The organism is Tepidanaerobacter syntrophicus (assembly GCF_001485475.2).
Taxonomy (GTDB): Bacteria; Bacillota; Thermosediminibacteria; order Thermosediminibacterales; family Tepidanaerobacteraceae; genus Tepidanaerobacter; species Tepidanaerobacter syntrophicus.
Genome location: NZ_DF977001.1, coordinates 207,395 through 220,658, shown reverse-complemented (window position 1 = coordinate 220,658; position 13,264 = coordinate 207,395). Strand labels below are relative to the sequence as shown.

14 protein-coding genes are annotated in these 13,264 nt (G+C 39.6%); all 14 read left to right on the top strand.

What is annotated here, in order from left to right:
- Positions 1-60: 60 nt before the first annotated feature.
- On the top strand, positions 61-840 hold the full coding sequence (locus TSYNT_RS06035; RefSeq protein WP_059032598.1) for an ATP-binding protein: 780 nt from the start codon (positions 61-63) through the stop codon (positions 838-840).
- A 23-nt stretch (positions 841-863) separates the two neighbouring features.
- Positions 864-1,802, top strand: a complete 939-nt coding sequence (acsD, locus tag TSYNT_RS06030; RefSeq protein WP_059032597.1) for an acetyl-CoA decarbonylase/synthase complex subunit delta — start codon at positions 864-866, stop codon at positions 1,800-1,802.
- Positions 1,803-1,821: 19 nt separating this feature from the next.
- The gene (acsC, locus tag TSYNT_RS06025) at positions 1,822-3,186 is read left to right on the top strand and encodes an acetyl-CoA decarbonylase/synthase complex subunit gamma (protein WP_059032596.1); all 1,365 of its coding nucleotides are present in this window, start codon (positions 1,822-1,824) and stop codon (positions 3,184-3,186) included.
- Positions 3,187-3,204: 18 nt separating this feature from the next.
- Positions 3,205-3,990 (top strand): carbon monoxide dehydrogenase/acetyl-CoA synthase methytransferase subunit, encoded by a 786-nt coding sequence (gene acsE / locus TSYNT_RS06020; RefSeq protein ID WP_059032595.1) that lies wholly within the window; start codon positions 3,205-3,207, stop codon positions 3,988-3,990.
- Positions 3,991-4,030: 40 nt separating this feature from the next.
- Positions 4,031-6,154: an acetyl-CoA decarbonylase/synthase complex subunit alpha/beta gene (acsB, locus tag TSYNT_RS06015; RefSeq protein WP_059032594.1), complete on the top strand. Its 2,124-nt coding sequence runs from the start codon at positions 4,031-4,033 to the stop codon at positions 6,152-6,154.
- Between the two features lie 79 nt (positions 6,155-6,233).
- Positions 6,234-8,162, top strand: a complete 1,929-nt coding sequence (gene acsV / locus TSYNT_RS06010) for a corrinoid activation/regeneration protein AcsV (protein WP_059032593.1) — start codon at positions 6,234-6,236, stop codon at positions 8,160-8,162.
- A gap of 48 nt (positions 8,163-8,210) precedes the next feature.
- Positions 8,211-8,441: a DUF8180 domain-containing protein gene (locus tag TSYNT_RS06005; RefSeq protein ID WP_059032592.1), complete on the top strand. Its 231-nt coding sequence runs from the start codon at positions 8,211-8,213 to the stop codon at positions 8,439-8,441.
- Positions 8,442-8,459: 18 nt separating this feature from the next.
- Positions 8,460-8,657, top strand: coding sequence for a CooT family nickel-binding protein (locus TSYNT_RS06000; protein WP_059032591.1), 198 nt, complete (start codon positions 8,460-8,462; stop codon positions 8,655-8,657).
- A complete protein-coding gene (locus TSYNT_RS05995) occupies positions 8,654-9,067 on the top strand; it encodes a DUF3842 family protein (protein ID WP_059032590.1) in 414 nt (137 codons plus the stop codon). Before TSYNT_RS06000 ends, TSYNT_RS05995 begins: the two co-directional genes overlap by 4 nt.
- Before the next feature lie 274 nt (positions 9,068-9,341).
- Positions 9,342-9,935 carry a glycerol-3-phosphate 1-O-acyltransferase PlsY gene (plsY, locus tag TSYNT_RS05990; RefSeq protein ID WP_059032589.1) on the top strand — a complete coding sequence of 198 codons (594 nt, stop codon included), beginning with the start codon at positions 9,342-9,344 and terminating at the stop codon, positions 9,933-9,935.
- A 189-nt stretch (positions 9,936-10,124) separates the two neighbouring features.
- The gene (locus TSYNT_RS05985) at positions 10,125-10,700 is read left to right on the top strand and encodes a glycerol-3-phosphate responsive antiterminator (RefSeq protein WP_059032588.1); all 576 of its coding nucleotides are present in this window, start codon (positions 10,125-10,127) and stop codon (positions 10,698-10,700) included.
- A gap of 177 nt (positions 10,701-10,877) precedes the next feature.
- Positions 10,878-11,234 carry a Lin0368 family putative glycerol transporter subunit gene (locus TSYNT_RS05980; RefSeq protein WP_059032587.1) on the top strand — a complete coding sequence of 119 codons (357 nt, stop codon included), beginning with the start codon at positions 10,878-10,880 and terminating at the stop codon, positions 11,232-11,234.
- Positions 11,235-11,292: 58 nt separating this feature from the next.
- Complete coding sequence (locus TSYNT_RS05975; protein WP_059032586.1) at positions 11,293-11,631, top strand: Lin0368 family putative glycerol transporter subunit; 339 nt, start codon at positions 11,293-11,295, stop codon at positions 11,629-11,631.
- A gap of 108 nt (positions 11,632-11,739) precedes the next feature.
- Positions 11,740-13,239 carry a glycerol kinase GlpK gene (glpK, locus tag TSYNT_RS05970; RefSeq protein WP_059032585.1) on the top strand — a complete coding sequence of 500 codons (1,500 nt, stop codon included), beginning with the start codon at positions 11,740-11,742 and terminating at the stop codon, positions 13,237-13,239.
- The last annotated feature ends 25 nt before the right edge of the window (positions 13,240-13,264 follow it).

Sequence of the window (13,264 nt, the reverse complement as noted above, 5' to 3'; positions counted from 1 at the left end):
TGCAGCAATAACGCAAAAGCGTTATATGTTGTATTGCGAAAGTGCAAGGAGATGAATTAAATGGCTTATACTATAGCAGTAGCAGGAAAAGGCGGCACAGGCAAAACAACACTGGCCGGTTTCCTAATTGATTATTTAATAGAAAAAAAGATTACGCCGATACTGGGTGTAGACGCCGACCCCAATGCCAATTTAAATGAAGTGCTGGGCGAAGATGTAGAAATAACCCTGGGTGATATAAGAGAAGACATAAGTGTTAAAAACAGAGATGGAAATTTGCCGGGAGGTATGAGCAAGACCGATTATATTAATTATAAGCTTCAGCAGGCGATTATCGAAGGTCATGGCTTTGATTTACTGGTTATGGGCAGGCCTGAAGGAGCCGGCTGCTACTGTTTTGCAAACGGTATTTTAAGGGAAGCAACTGATAGACTTTCCGATAATTACAAAGTAATGGTTATCGACAACGAAGCCGGGTTAGAACATTTAAGCAGGCGCACTACAAAAAGCGTTGACATTATGTTTGCGGTAAGCGAATGTTCGAAACGAGGAATAGAAGCCGCCTCAAGAGTAAAAGAACTCATAGAAGAACTGCAGCTTGATGTGAAGGAACTTTACCTCATAGTCAACCGTGTTCCTAAAGAAGGGCTCTCAGACGATATAAAGCAGACAATAGAAAACTATGGCTTAAAACTTGCCGGAACTATTCCGCAGGATAAGTTAGTATTTGAATATGATAACAAAGGCACCCCACTGGTTCGCTTGCCCAAAGACAGCGATGCCGTAAAAAGCGCAAGAAAAATTTTTGATGATATAATAATTACAAAAGTGAAAGCATAATTTATTATTCGGAGGCGATATATATGGCTTACAAAATGCCTACTCAGAAATATTCCGGAAAAATTCTAGAAGTAACAGTAGGCTCAGATCTGAAACTCGGAGGAGAATCTGTTCTGCCATTTTACGGTTTTGATGGAAACATCGGAAATAAGCCGGCTATAGGCATGGAAATATGGGATATCTTTCCTGAATCCTGGCCTGCCGCAGTGCTTGATGTCTTTAAAGACGCCGCAGATGATCCGTTAAAATGGGCAGCATACTGTGTAGAAAAGTATAAACCGGATTTTATATGTATTAAGTTTGAAGGGGCAAGCCCTGACGGCCTTAACAGATCTGTGGAAGAATGTGCGGAAATTGCAAAAAAATTAGCTGACAATTTAACAGTACCACTGGTTATAGCAGGATGCCAAGACAATGATAAAAATGCCAAACTCTTTACTAAGATTGCTGAAGCCCTTACAAATAAAAACTATGCGTTCTTGTCGGCAATAGAAGCAAATTACAAAGAAGTTGCCGCTGCAGTGGGACTTGCTTACGGCAATATTGTAGTGGCTGAGTCTTCGGTAGATTTGAACCTTGCAAAACAACTTAATATTTTAATTACACAATTAGGGGTAAAACCCGACAAAATGCTTATGAACCCGGGCTGCGCAGCTGTTGGCTACGGTTTTGAGTATGTGATTACGACTTTAGACAGAATAAAGCTTGCTGCTTTGGAACAAAATGATGAAACACTTCAAATGCCTATAATTTCACCGGTATCCTTCGAAGCATGGAAGGTAAAAGAGTCTGTTGTTACTCAAGAAGATATACCTGAATGGGGACCGCAGGAAGAAAGAGGAGTAGCTATGGAAATATCCAGTGCAGTAGGAGTTTTGGCTGCCGGAGCTAATGCAGTAATACTCAGACACCCGCGTTCGGTAGAAGTTATCCGAAACTTCATTACAGAAATGACTGAATAAACAAAAGGAGAGATGAATTATGGCACTTAATGGAATGCAAATATATAAACTGCTTCCTCGCAAAAATTGCAAGGAATGCGGTTTCCCTACATGTTTGGCTTTTGCCATGAAACTTGCCCAGGGCGGAACCGAAGCTGAAAAATGCCCCTATATGTCAGAAGAGGCAAAGGCTCAACTGGCCGAGGCTACTGCACCACCTATGAAGACAGTAAAATTTGGCAGAGGTGATACTGAATATACCCTAGGTGGCGAAACAGTCCTTTTTAGGCATGAAAAAACCTTTGTAAACCGGCCTAGGTTTGCGATATTATTTTCCGATACTATGACCGAAGATGAAATAAAGACGCGGATAGATCATATTAATGCAATTGATTATACGCGAATTAATGAAGAAATGTATATAGAAGTCGGAGCCTTCAGATGCGAAAGCCAAGATAAGGATAAATTCACATCCCTTATTAAAAATGTCACAGAAAGTTGCCCAAAAATAGTGCCCATGATAATTACAGAAAATCCTGAGATTGCAAAAGCGGCACTAGATATCTCTGCCGAAAAAGGACCTATACTTTTTGGGGCTACTGCTGACAATTACGAAGATATGGTAAAACTTGCAAAAGAAAACAATTTACTTTTGGGAGTTACGGCAGATGGTAAGGAAAATCTGTACGAACTTGTTCAAAAAATCCAAAATGCCGGATATAAAGAACTGCTGCTGGATGCCAAAAGCCGGAACTTAAAGGGAGCATTTGACGATATGGTAAATATCCGCAGGACGGCGCTTTTGTCAGGTGACAGAACCTTTGGATATCCTACAGCAGCCTTTGTATGTGATATGTCAACGGATAAAATGATGCAGCTTGCATGTGCATCGTTGTTCGTTGAAAAATACGCTTCAATAATTGTACTCAGCGACATGGATTATGCCATGGCACTTCCGCTGTTTGCTTTAAGACAAAATATTTATACAGATCCCCAAAGACCCATGCGCATTGAACAAGATGTATATAAAATCGGTCCTGTCGATGAAGAATCCCCGCTGCTTGTAACCGTCGATTTTGCCTTGACATATTTTATCGTATCCGGAGAAGTTGAACGATCTAAAGTTCCTGCATGGATTTTAATACCTGATGCAGGAGGTTATTCAGTACTTACGGCATGGGCTGCAGGCAAGTTTAACGCTAAATCTATTGCAAAAGCTTTGAAGGAATTTGATGTTGAAAATAAAGTAAAAACAAGAGAAATGATAATTCCCGGAAAAGTTGCGGTACTTAAAGCTGATATTGAAGACGAGCTACCCGGTTGGAAAGTCATCGTTGGGCCGGAGGAAGCAGCTGCATTGCCTAATTTCTTGAAGAAGTATAAGGAACAAAATAAAGCAAGCTAAGAAAGGGAGGAACATTAAGTGGCGAGATTTTTAACTATCGGTGAAAGAATACATGTTATTTCCCCTACAATTAGAAAGGCACTGCAGGAGAGAAATCCAGAGCCGATTCTTGCAAGAGCTCGGGAGCAGATTGAAGCAGGAGCTAATTATCTTGATGTAAATATTGGTCCTGCAGACAGGGACGGAGAAGAATTGATGCCCTGGGCGGTTAAGATTTTGCAGGAAGAATTCCCTAATACGCCTTTATGTCTTGACACAGCTAATATGAAAGCAATAGAAGCCGGAATTAAAGTTTACGACCGCACGGCAGGCAAACCCATTATCAATTCTGCTGATGCAGGTCCAAGACTTGATATGATAAACCTTGCAGCAGAATATGATGCAATGGTAATAGGATTGTGTGCAAAAGAAGGTATTCCCAGAGACAATGATGAGCGAATGATGTACTGTACGCAGATTCTGGAAAGGGCAATGGAAACCGGCTTGGATCCTGAAAACATCCTTTTTGACCCCCTCTTTGTAGTTCTAAAAGGCATGCAGGACAAACAACAGGAAGTCTTGGAAGCGGTAAGACAGATTTCGGAGATGGGGCTTTTAACAACCGGCGGACTTAGCAATGTATCCAACGGTTGCCCTAAGGAGCTTAGAGGCCTAATCGAAGCTACCTTTTGCGCTATGGCTATTCAGTGCGGTCTGACTTCTGCTATAATAAATCCATTGGATAAACTGGTTATAAATGTGATTAAAACGGCGGATTTGATAAAAGGAAGAACCTTGTACGCCGATTCCTACTTAGACCTATAATTTTGCCTGAAGGCGAAAAAACATCCTTGGAGGGATATGTATGACATTATTCGACATTATTTTTACCGGCTCCGAGCAAGCATTAGAGGCTTGTAAATCTGTGCTGGAGCAGACCATAAAGGAGTATGGAGAAAACGAGAAAGTAAGTTTTCCCAACACTGCCTATAGTCTCCCTACTATTTATGCTGCTACCGGACAAAAAATTAATACTCTGGCGGATTTAAAAGGTGCTATTGGAGTCATTGAAAGCCTTATAGTAAAAGAGCAGAACCTCGAAAAGGCTTTAAATGCAGGACTTGCAACGGCGGTTGCGGCAGAAGTTATTGAAGCGTGCAAATATGTGGGCGGAAAGAATCCCTACGAGGAACCGTGTGTTGGGTTTATTCCAGATACTGTTATCCGCTCCCTTGGTGTGCCTCTGGTTACAGGAGATATTCCGGGTGTGGCTGTTGTTATCGGAGAGGCTCCGACAGCGGAAGATGCGGCAAAAGTCATTAAGGACTATCAATCAAAAGGTATCCTAGTAACATTAGTAGGAAAAATAATTGACCAGGCAATTGAATCAAAAGTAAAAATGGGCCTGGAATTTAGAGTTGTGCCGCTAGGCTATGATGTGACATCGGTTACACATATAGTGTCTTTTGCTATAAGAGCAGCACTAATCTTTGGAAATATAAAACCCGGAGACCTTCCGGAACTGCTAAAATATACTAAAGAAAGGGTGCCGGCTTTTGTAAATGCCCTAGGACCTCTAAGCGAATTAGTTGTGTCTGCCGGTGCCGGAGCCATTGCATTAGGATTTCCCGTAATTACCGATCAGGACGTTCAGGAAGTGCCAATGAATCTTATAGTTCAAAAGGACTATGATAAACTGGTTCAAACATCACTAGAAGCTCGTGGTATAAAGATTAAAATAACAGAAATTCCGATCCCTGTAGGCTTTGCTCCAGCCTTTGAGGGGGAGAGAGTTCGCAAAGACGAAATGTTTGCGGAATTTGGCGGTGGGCGTACGACTGCCTGGGAACTTGTGAGAAAGCGTGATCTTTCCGAAGTTGAGGATCATAAGATTGAAGTAATAGGACCGGATATTGATACATTAGGCCCTGACGGCGGAAAACTTCCTTTGGCAATTATTGTTGATGTAGCAGGAAAGAATATGGAGGAAGATTTTGAGCCTGTAATGGAGCGCCGAATCCATTATTTTGTAAATTATATTGAAGGCGTTATGCATATAGGGCAGAGAGACATTGCATGGGTACGAATAAGCAAATCCGCATATGAAGCAGGCTTCAGGCTGAAACATATAGGCGAAGTTCTATACGCTAAGATGCTTGATGAATTTGGGAATATTGCCGATAAGGTCCAAGTAACTATAATTACCGATAAAGAACAAGTAGAAAAACTTTTAAATGAAGTTGCTCGGCCAAAGTATGAAGCAAGAGATGCAAGGCTTGCGGGCCTTACCGATGAAAGCGTTGATACTTTCTATTCTTGCTTGCTGTGCCAATCTTTTGCACCTGCCCATGTGTGTATAGTAACACCTGAAAGGCTTGGGTTGTGTGGAGCCGTAAGTTGGCTTGATGCAAAAGCAACATACGAGCTAAATCCCACCGGTCCTTGCCAGCCCATAGTCAAAGGCGAGTGCCTTGATGAGGTCAAGGGCAGCTGGGAGTCTATAAATAAGCGAGTCGCTGAGCAATCCCACGGCGCTACAACTAAAGTTAATATATACACGATAATGGAAGATCCTATGACATCCTGCGGATGTTTTGAATGTATTTGCGGCATTATGCCTGAGGCAAACGGTGTGATTATTGTGAATCGTGAATACCACGGCATGACCCCGCTCGGCATGACGTTTGGCGAGTTGGCATCTACCACCGGTGGCGGTGTTCAAACACCCGGGTTTATGGGACACGGCAGACAATTTATAACGAGTAAAAAGTTCCTATATGCCGACGGAGGATTAAAACGCGTTGTTTGGATGCCTAAGGAATTAAAAGAAGCTCTCAAGGATAAACTTATAGAAAGAGGTAAAGAAATGGGCATAGAAAATTTCTATGACATGATTGCTGATGAAGAAGTCGGAACAGATCCGGATTCGGTAGTAGAATTTTTGACAAAAGTCGGCCATCCTGCTCTTAGCATGGATCCCATGTTTTAAATATTCGACACCATTGCCATGCAAGCCACTTTTCTAAAGTGGCTTGCACACTTATAAGCCAAGAATAGGGTGATTACTTATGGAAAAATGCACTATTACTTTTCAACCGGCAGGAAAGACTGTAGAAGTAACCAGAGGTACTAATTTGATGGAAGCGGCGCGAAAGGCAGGAGTATTCCTGGATGCTCCTTGCGGAGGCAAGGGGGTATGCGGTAAATGCAAAGTCAAAGTAAAATCCGGTGCCCACAAGCATGAATATAACTCGCTTCTTTCGCCTGAAGAAATAGAACAGGGTATTAGACTTGCCTGTATGACATGGGTTCAAGACGATATGACCGTTGAAATTCTCCAGATAGATGTTATAAACGACATAATGGTAGAAGATATAACATCAGGCTCTAAGGGAAAATTTATAAAAAAGACCGTAGAAACACTAACATCCTCGGGCGTAAAAATTGTAACAAAGTTTGAAGCAGTAAGCCTTAAACTTCCAAAACCTACGATCGATGATAATATTCCCGATTTTGAAAGAGTTGAAAGGGAGCTAAGGCAAGTACTGGGATGTAAAAATGTAAAATGCTTTGTTGAAGTCCTTAAAAAACTGCCTCAGGCTTTAAGAAGAAATAATTTTGAAATCAGACTGTTTGTTTCAAAAAATAGTGATGATTGTAATATTGTAAGCATTGCCGAAAAAGAAAAAGCCGGACCTTTAGGCCTTTGTGCGGATATCGGCACCACAACCGTTGCTGCCTGCCTTGCCGATATTCAAACAGGAGAAATAGTGGCGTCTGCAAATAGCGGCAACTTGCAAATGCAGTACGGCGCAGATGTCATAAGTCGAATAATTTATTCTACGAAAAACAGTGGGCTTAAAAAATTGCAGCAGGCTATAGCTGAAGGTACATTGAATCAACTGATTAATAATATGACAAGTAAGCTCAATATTGATAAAAATGACATAATATTTTCGGTTTTTGCAGGCAATACGACCATGACTCATTTTCTGCTTGGGATACCTGCCGAGAATATTAGAATCGAACCTTATATACCGGCATTTAGACATGCTCCCATATTTAGAGCCGGGGATATTTTACTTGATATCAATAAAAATGCACCTGTATTTACTCTGCCCAATGTTGCAAGCTATGTGGGAGGCGACATAGTAGCAGGAGTTTTGGCATCGGGAATCTGGAATAGCGATGAAACTATATTATTTATGGATTTAGGCACAAATGGTGAAATAGTCTTAGGAAACAAGGAATGGATGCTGACATGTGCGTGTTCTGCAGGGCCTGCCTTTGAAGGAGGAGAAATCAGCTGCGGCATGAGAGCTGCTATAGGCGCTATTGATGAGGTAAAAATTAATAGATATGACTTAAGACCCGAAATAAAAGTCATAGGTAACGTTATGCCAAAAGGTATTTGCGGTTCCGGAATAATAGATGCTATTGCTGAAATGTTTTTGACAGGTATAATAGATATGAAAGGTAAACTCAATACAACAATCAAATCAGACAGGATAAGATATAATGCACATATTGGATGCAGTGAATACGTGATAGTCTTTGGAGATGAAACAGAAAGCGGCCGAGATATAACAATAAATGAAATCGATATAGATAATTTCCTGCGCGCAAAGGGTGCCGTATATTCAGGTGCAAGAACTCTTTTAAACAATGCGGGAATGACTCCGGAAGATATTGACAAAGTTATAATAGCAGGAGGAATAGGACAGAATCTTGATATTGAAAACTCAATTGTGATTGGTTTACTTCCTGATATACCTCATGACAAATTTGATTTTGTGGGCAACAGTTCCCTTGCAGGAGCTTATGCATGTGTAATCAGCGATGAAGCAAGAAAAAAGGCAGCAGAAATTGCGGACAATATGACCTACATTGAGCTTAGCGCAGATCCCTTGTATATGGAAGAGTTTATCAGCGCTTGTTTTCTTCCCCATACGGACACCAGCCTGTTTCCGAGCCTGAAAGATGTTATGAATTTATAATGTGAAAATAAAACTTTATTTACAAAATTTACCAAAGGAGGAATTACAATGGGAGAAAATAACTGCTGCAAATCAGATAAAGAGAAAGATATAGAAACATTAAAAATCCTTTTAGCACACTGGATTGAGCATAATAATTCCCATGAAGAAGGGTTCAGAGAATGGGCAGACAAGGCAAAAAACCTTGGAAAAACAGAGGTTTCAGAGCTGATATCAAAAGCCGCTGATTCCCTTAAAGCTGCCAGCGATTACTTACTTGAAGCCAAAAAACATATCTAGAAACGGAGGTGCATTAAAATGTGCGAATCAAAAGTATACCTTTTAGAAGATGGCGAAGAAAAAAAGATAATGGATAATGTTATTCATATAGAACCACAAGACGGTAAATTATTTATGTATGATCTTTTGGGCGAGCAAAAAATTGTTGATGCTGCAATTAAGGAAGTTCGGCTTCTTGAACACAAGATAATACTTGAAAGAGAGAAAGCCAAATGAATATCGCTGTGGTAGATGGCATGGGAGGAGGAATCGGCAGTCAGATTATATCTCTTTTGAGACAAGATCTGCCGGCTGATATTACTATTTATGCCTTAGGCACTAATTCTGCTGCAACTTCAGCTATGATGAAGGAAAAAGCCAATAAAGGCGCCACAGGCGAAAATGCAATATCCTTTGCGGTAAAAAAAGCAGATGTAATTGTGGGATCGCTTGGAATTGTCATTCCGAATTCTATGCTAGGAGAAATAACACCGCGTATCACTGAAGCCATAGCATCTTCTGACGCAAAAAAAATTCTTATCCCTATTATAGACAATGAGGATATTACGCTTTTAGGCATGGAGAAAAAACCATTATTTCTTGCCATAAAAGATGCCATAGAAAAAATTAAAGAATTAAATCAATGATAGAAGTTAAAAAACTAAATTAAGATAAAATTTCCAATTAACCCAAGAACGAACCTAAAGCCGCATACAAAAGTGCGGCTTTTTTTGCACATTAGCGCAATTAAAGGATCTTTTTCATTAATATATACAAACCAGGCAAATATAAGCTGCGAAGTATATAAATAAACCTAGAGCAATTAAAAAGCAAAAACAGCTATTTGACTTTTTGCCCCAAATACTGTACATTATTAAATGAATTGGAAATTGTTAAAAATATTTTGAAGGGTGGGTAGCTATGCTAAAAACCATCATCTTTATAGTTGTAAGTTATTTAATAGGCTCTGTTTCTTCAGCCTCTGTGATCTGCAATAAATTTTATTCAACAGATATACGAAAATATGGCAGCGGAAATCCCGGCTCGACTAACGTGTTAAGAGTGCTTGGCCCAAAACCGGCTGCTATGGTTTTTGCAGCAGATTTTGCAAAGGGTTTTGTTATGGTGCTGTTAGGAAAACTTGTTGGCGGCGAAAGTTTGGCATTGCTATCTGCCATTGCGGTTGTGATTGGGCATGATTGGTCCATTTTTTTAGGCTTTAAAGGCGGAAAGGGAATCGCAACTAGTTTCGGAGCTATTTTAGTTCTTACTCCAAAAGTAGCCCTTATCCTTTTTGTAATAGGAGTAGTCGTGATTGCCCTATCGCGTTATGTTTCATTGGGTTCTGTTACTGCAGCTGTTTTATACCCCATCCTTGTCACAGCTTTTGATTACCCCCTAAACTACATAATGACAGGGCTTGTCTTGGGACTTATTGCTATATACAGACATAAAGAAAATATTAAAAGATTAATGGCCGGTAAAGAAAATAAGCTTGTATTAAAAAAGCGGTAAAAATTAATACTGTTGGTAAAAAGTATCAAGAGATATTGTTGAGTTGATATTTTTTACCAACATAAAAGTACTTAAACTCAAGAAACATAAGCAAATATGATTGGCATATTTTTTGCAATAATATAAATAAGGAAATTTCAATAATCTATAAATAATATTCAAAAAAACTTAAAAAGCAGAGGTGGTTATTTGACTGATCAAAAGATAATTCAAGACCTAAAGAGTTTTCCGGTAATACCGGCCATAAGAGATATCGAAAGAGTCAATATAGCTTTATCAAAAAAACCTAAGTGCATATTCCTTCTAACTGGTAATATATTAAACATTAAGAAGATCGTAGATCGAGTAAAAGAAAGTAACAAAACCGTCTTTCTACATTTAGATCTTCTCGAAGGTATCAGCAAAGATAGTATGGGAATAAAATATATTGCTCAAGAGATAAAGCCGGACGGAATTATAACAACGCGAGCGAACCTTATAAATTACGCTAAAAACGAAGGATTGTTTACTATTCAACGAATATTTGTTCTAGATAGTCTTGCTCTTGATACTGCTGAAAAAACAGTTAAAAGCGTAAACCCTGATGCCGTAGAAATTCTCCCTGCTGTAATACCTAAAGTTATCGGAAGGATATGCCGAACCGTAAGACATCCTGTTATAGCTGGAGGACTGATTGAAAATACAGCTGAAGTTGAAGCTGCTATTAAAGAGGGGGCCTGGGCTATATCGGTTACAAAAGAAGATATCTGGGACTATACCTTTTAAGGACTTGGAGAATAGGAGAAAGTCCTTCCTAGGTTAGTAATTACAGTACCTTTGTACTAATTACTAAGCTAGGAAGGACTTTTTAGTTTATAAGGAGGTGATTAAACAGCTACTTATAAGTCATTTTTATAAAATTTACTACAACAAGTCCAATAAAAACCAGAAAGGGTGATGTTAATGAAAAAGATAGGTTCAATTTTAGGTTACGCAATTGCAGGTATTTTCGTAATGTCAGTCTGGGGAGCTTTTGTGGAAACATATGGAATTGGCGGAGGGTGGTTTTCAGGGTTTATAATTATTTCAGTAATGTGGTTTTTAAATCACTATATTGGCCTTATAGCAAATGAAGGTGCCGCGGTTGACATGGCTCTAGGAATAGGAATCACAGGAACAATGAGAGACGTGTTTCTTAAAGGAACACAAGCAGGGATTGAATCGCTGCCTACCCTTGCGTGCGTAATTATCGGAGGAATAATTGGAGGGAGCATGGCAGTTGCTATTGAAAAAATGTGGGCGGAAAAAAATAAAGCTTAGAACTGTACTTCTAAAAAATTATAAGAAATAATTTGGATAAAACAAAGGAGGTTACAAAATGGCATTTCCTAAAATTATTGCTACAATAGCTGGCGGTTTTATATTTCCGTTCTTAATTAGATTGGTCTGGGGAAAGTTGGTTGAAAACTTTGGTCCTATTGGTGGTTGGCTTGCCGCGGGATTTATAGTTGGTACAACATGGACTCTTAATCATGGAGTAGGCTTGATTTATCAATCAGGTGGGGCATGGATTGATATGGCGTGGGCAGCAGGGACAGGCTTGTTTGTGGCTTCAGCTTTATCAGGCGATGACGTTGGAAAAGGACTAAGTATGGTTTTAAATGCGATTATAGGAGGAATTTTAGGAGGATTTATTCTTTATTGCTTGTATGTCTAGAGTGCAATAGTTAGTCAGTTAAAAAATATTCAAATATATTCTAAAGTGCATAATAAATTTTCATATATTTCAAATAAAATTAAAATATGTATAGGGAGGTAATATACAGTGTCTAGATATATAATGGCTTTAGATCAGGGGACGACTAGCTCCAGAGCAATAATTTTTGATGAGAATGGTTTAATTAAAGGCGTTACAAATAGAGAATTTACTCAAATTTATCCAAAGCCAGGCTGGGTGGAGCATGATGCTATGGAAATTTGGGGAAGCCAAATAGGTGTAGCCAAAGAAGTTCTTTTAAAATGCGGTTTAGCAGTACATGATATTGCTGCTATAGGTATTACAAATCAAAGAGAAACCACAGTTGTTTGGGATAAGAATACCGGAAAGCCAGTATATAATGCTATAGTGTGGCAATGTCGTAGAACAGCATCTATCTGCGATGAATTAAAAGAGCGGGGTCTTACAGAAAAAATACGTGAAAAAACCGGTTTAGTTGTCGATGCTTATTTTTCAGGGACAAAAATAAAATGGATTCTTGATAATGTAGAGGGCGCAAGAGAAAAGGCAGAAAAAGGCGATTTATTGTTCGGGAATATTGACACATGGCTCATATGGAATTTGACTGGCGGAAAAGTACATGTAACAGATTACAGCAATGCATCTAGAACCATGCTGTTTAACATACATACATTGGACTGGGACGAAGACATATTAAAAGAACTAAATATACCTAAAAATATGTTGCCGAAAGTAATGCCTTCGAGCTGCGTTTATGGCTATACTACCACTGAAATATTCGGAGGCGAAGTTCCTATTGCAGGTGTCGCAGGCGACCAGCAAGCTGCATTGTTCGGACAAGCATGCTATAGTGCGGGAATGGCCAAGAACACATACGGAACAGGCTGTTTTATGTTGATGAATACTGGTGAAAAGGCTGTTGAATCAAAACATGGTCTTCTTACTACAATTGCATGGGGAGTAGACGGAAAAGTTGAATATGCTTTAGAGGGAAGCATCTTTATTGCAGGCGCTGTTATCCAGTGGCTGCGCGATGAACTTAGAGTTTTGGACAATGCCGCTCAAAGCGAAGAATTGGCTATGAAAGTGGAAGATAATAATGGGGTATATTTGGTGCCGGCTTTTGTTGGATTAGGTGCTCCTTATTGGGATATGTATGCGCGGGGTGCAATTTTAGGCCTTACCCGTGGAGCAAAACGTGAACACATTGTCAGAGCCGCACTAGAATCGATTTGCTATCAAACCAGGGACGTTTTAGAAGCAATGCAGCAAGATTCAGGGATTACTTTAAAGAACTTGAAAGTTGATGGCGGAGCAGTTGCAAATAATTTCTTAATGCAATTTCAAGCTGATATCTTAGGGGTTCCGGTCGATAGACCAAAGGTAATAGAAACCACAGCCTTAGGTGCTGCTTATCTTGCCGGCCTTGCAGTTGGTTACTGGAAAGACAAAAATGATATTTCGTCTAAATGGCAAATTGATAAAACATTTAGACCTCAGATGGAAACTGAAACAAAAGAACGGCTTTATGCAGGTTGGAAAAAAGCTGTTAAGCGCTCTATGAATTGGGAAGATAAAGATGTATAATGAAAATATAATAGAATAGAATTTA

Bases quoted from the DNA above. Each gene is read 5' to 3' on its own strand.
- acsB (WP_059032594.1), top strand. From the start codon at position 4,031: ATGACATTATTCGACATTATTTTTACCGGCTCCGAGCAAGCATTAGAG.
- acsV (WP_059032593.1), top strand. From the start codon at position 6,234: ATGGAAAAATGCACTATTACTTTTCAACCGGCAGGAAAGACTGTAGAA.
- TSYNT_RS05995 (WP_059032590.1), top strand. From the start codon at position 8,654: ATGAATATCGCTGTGGTAGATGGCATGGGAGGAGGAATCGGCAGTCAG.
- acsC (WP_059032596.1), top strand. From the start codon at position 1,822: ATGGCACTTAATGGAATGCAAATATATAAACTGCTTCCTCGCAAAAAT.
- TSYNT_RS05980 (WP_059032587.1), top strand. From the start codon at position 10,878: ATGAAAAAGATAGGTTCAATTTTAGGTTACGCAATTGCAGGTATTTTC.
- TSYNT_RS06000 (WP_059032591.1), top strand. From the start codon at position 8,460: ATGTGCGAATCAAAAGTATACCTTTTAGAAGATGGCGAAGAAAAAAAG.
- acsD (WP_059032597.1), top strand. From the start codon at position 864: ATGGCTTACAAAATGCCTACTCAGAAATATTCCGGAAAAATTCTAGAA.
- TSYNT_RS05975 (WP_059032586.1), top strand. From the start codon at position 11,293: ATGGCATTTCCTAAAATTATTGCTACAATAGCTGGCGGTTTTATATTT.
- TSYNT_RS06005 (WP_059032592.1), top strand. From the start codon at position 8,211: ATGGGAGAAAATAACTGCTGCAAATCAGATAAAGAGAAAGATATAGAA.
- plsY (WP_059032589.1), top strand. From the start codon at position 9,342: ATGCTAAAAACCATCATCTTTATAGTTGTAAGTTATTTAATAGGCTCT.
- TSYNT_RS06035 (WP_059032598.1), top strand. From the start codon at position 61: ATGGCTTATACTATAGCAGTAGCAGGAAAAGGCGGCACAGGCAAAACA.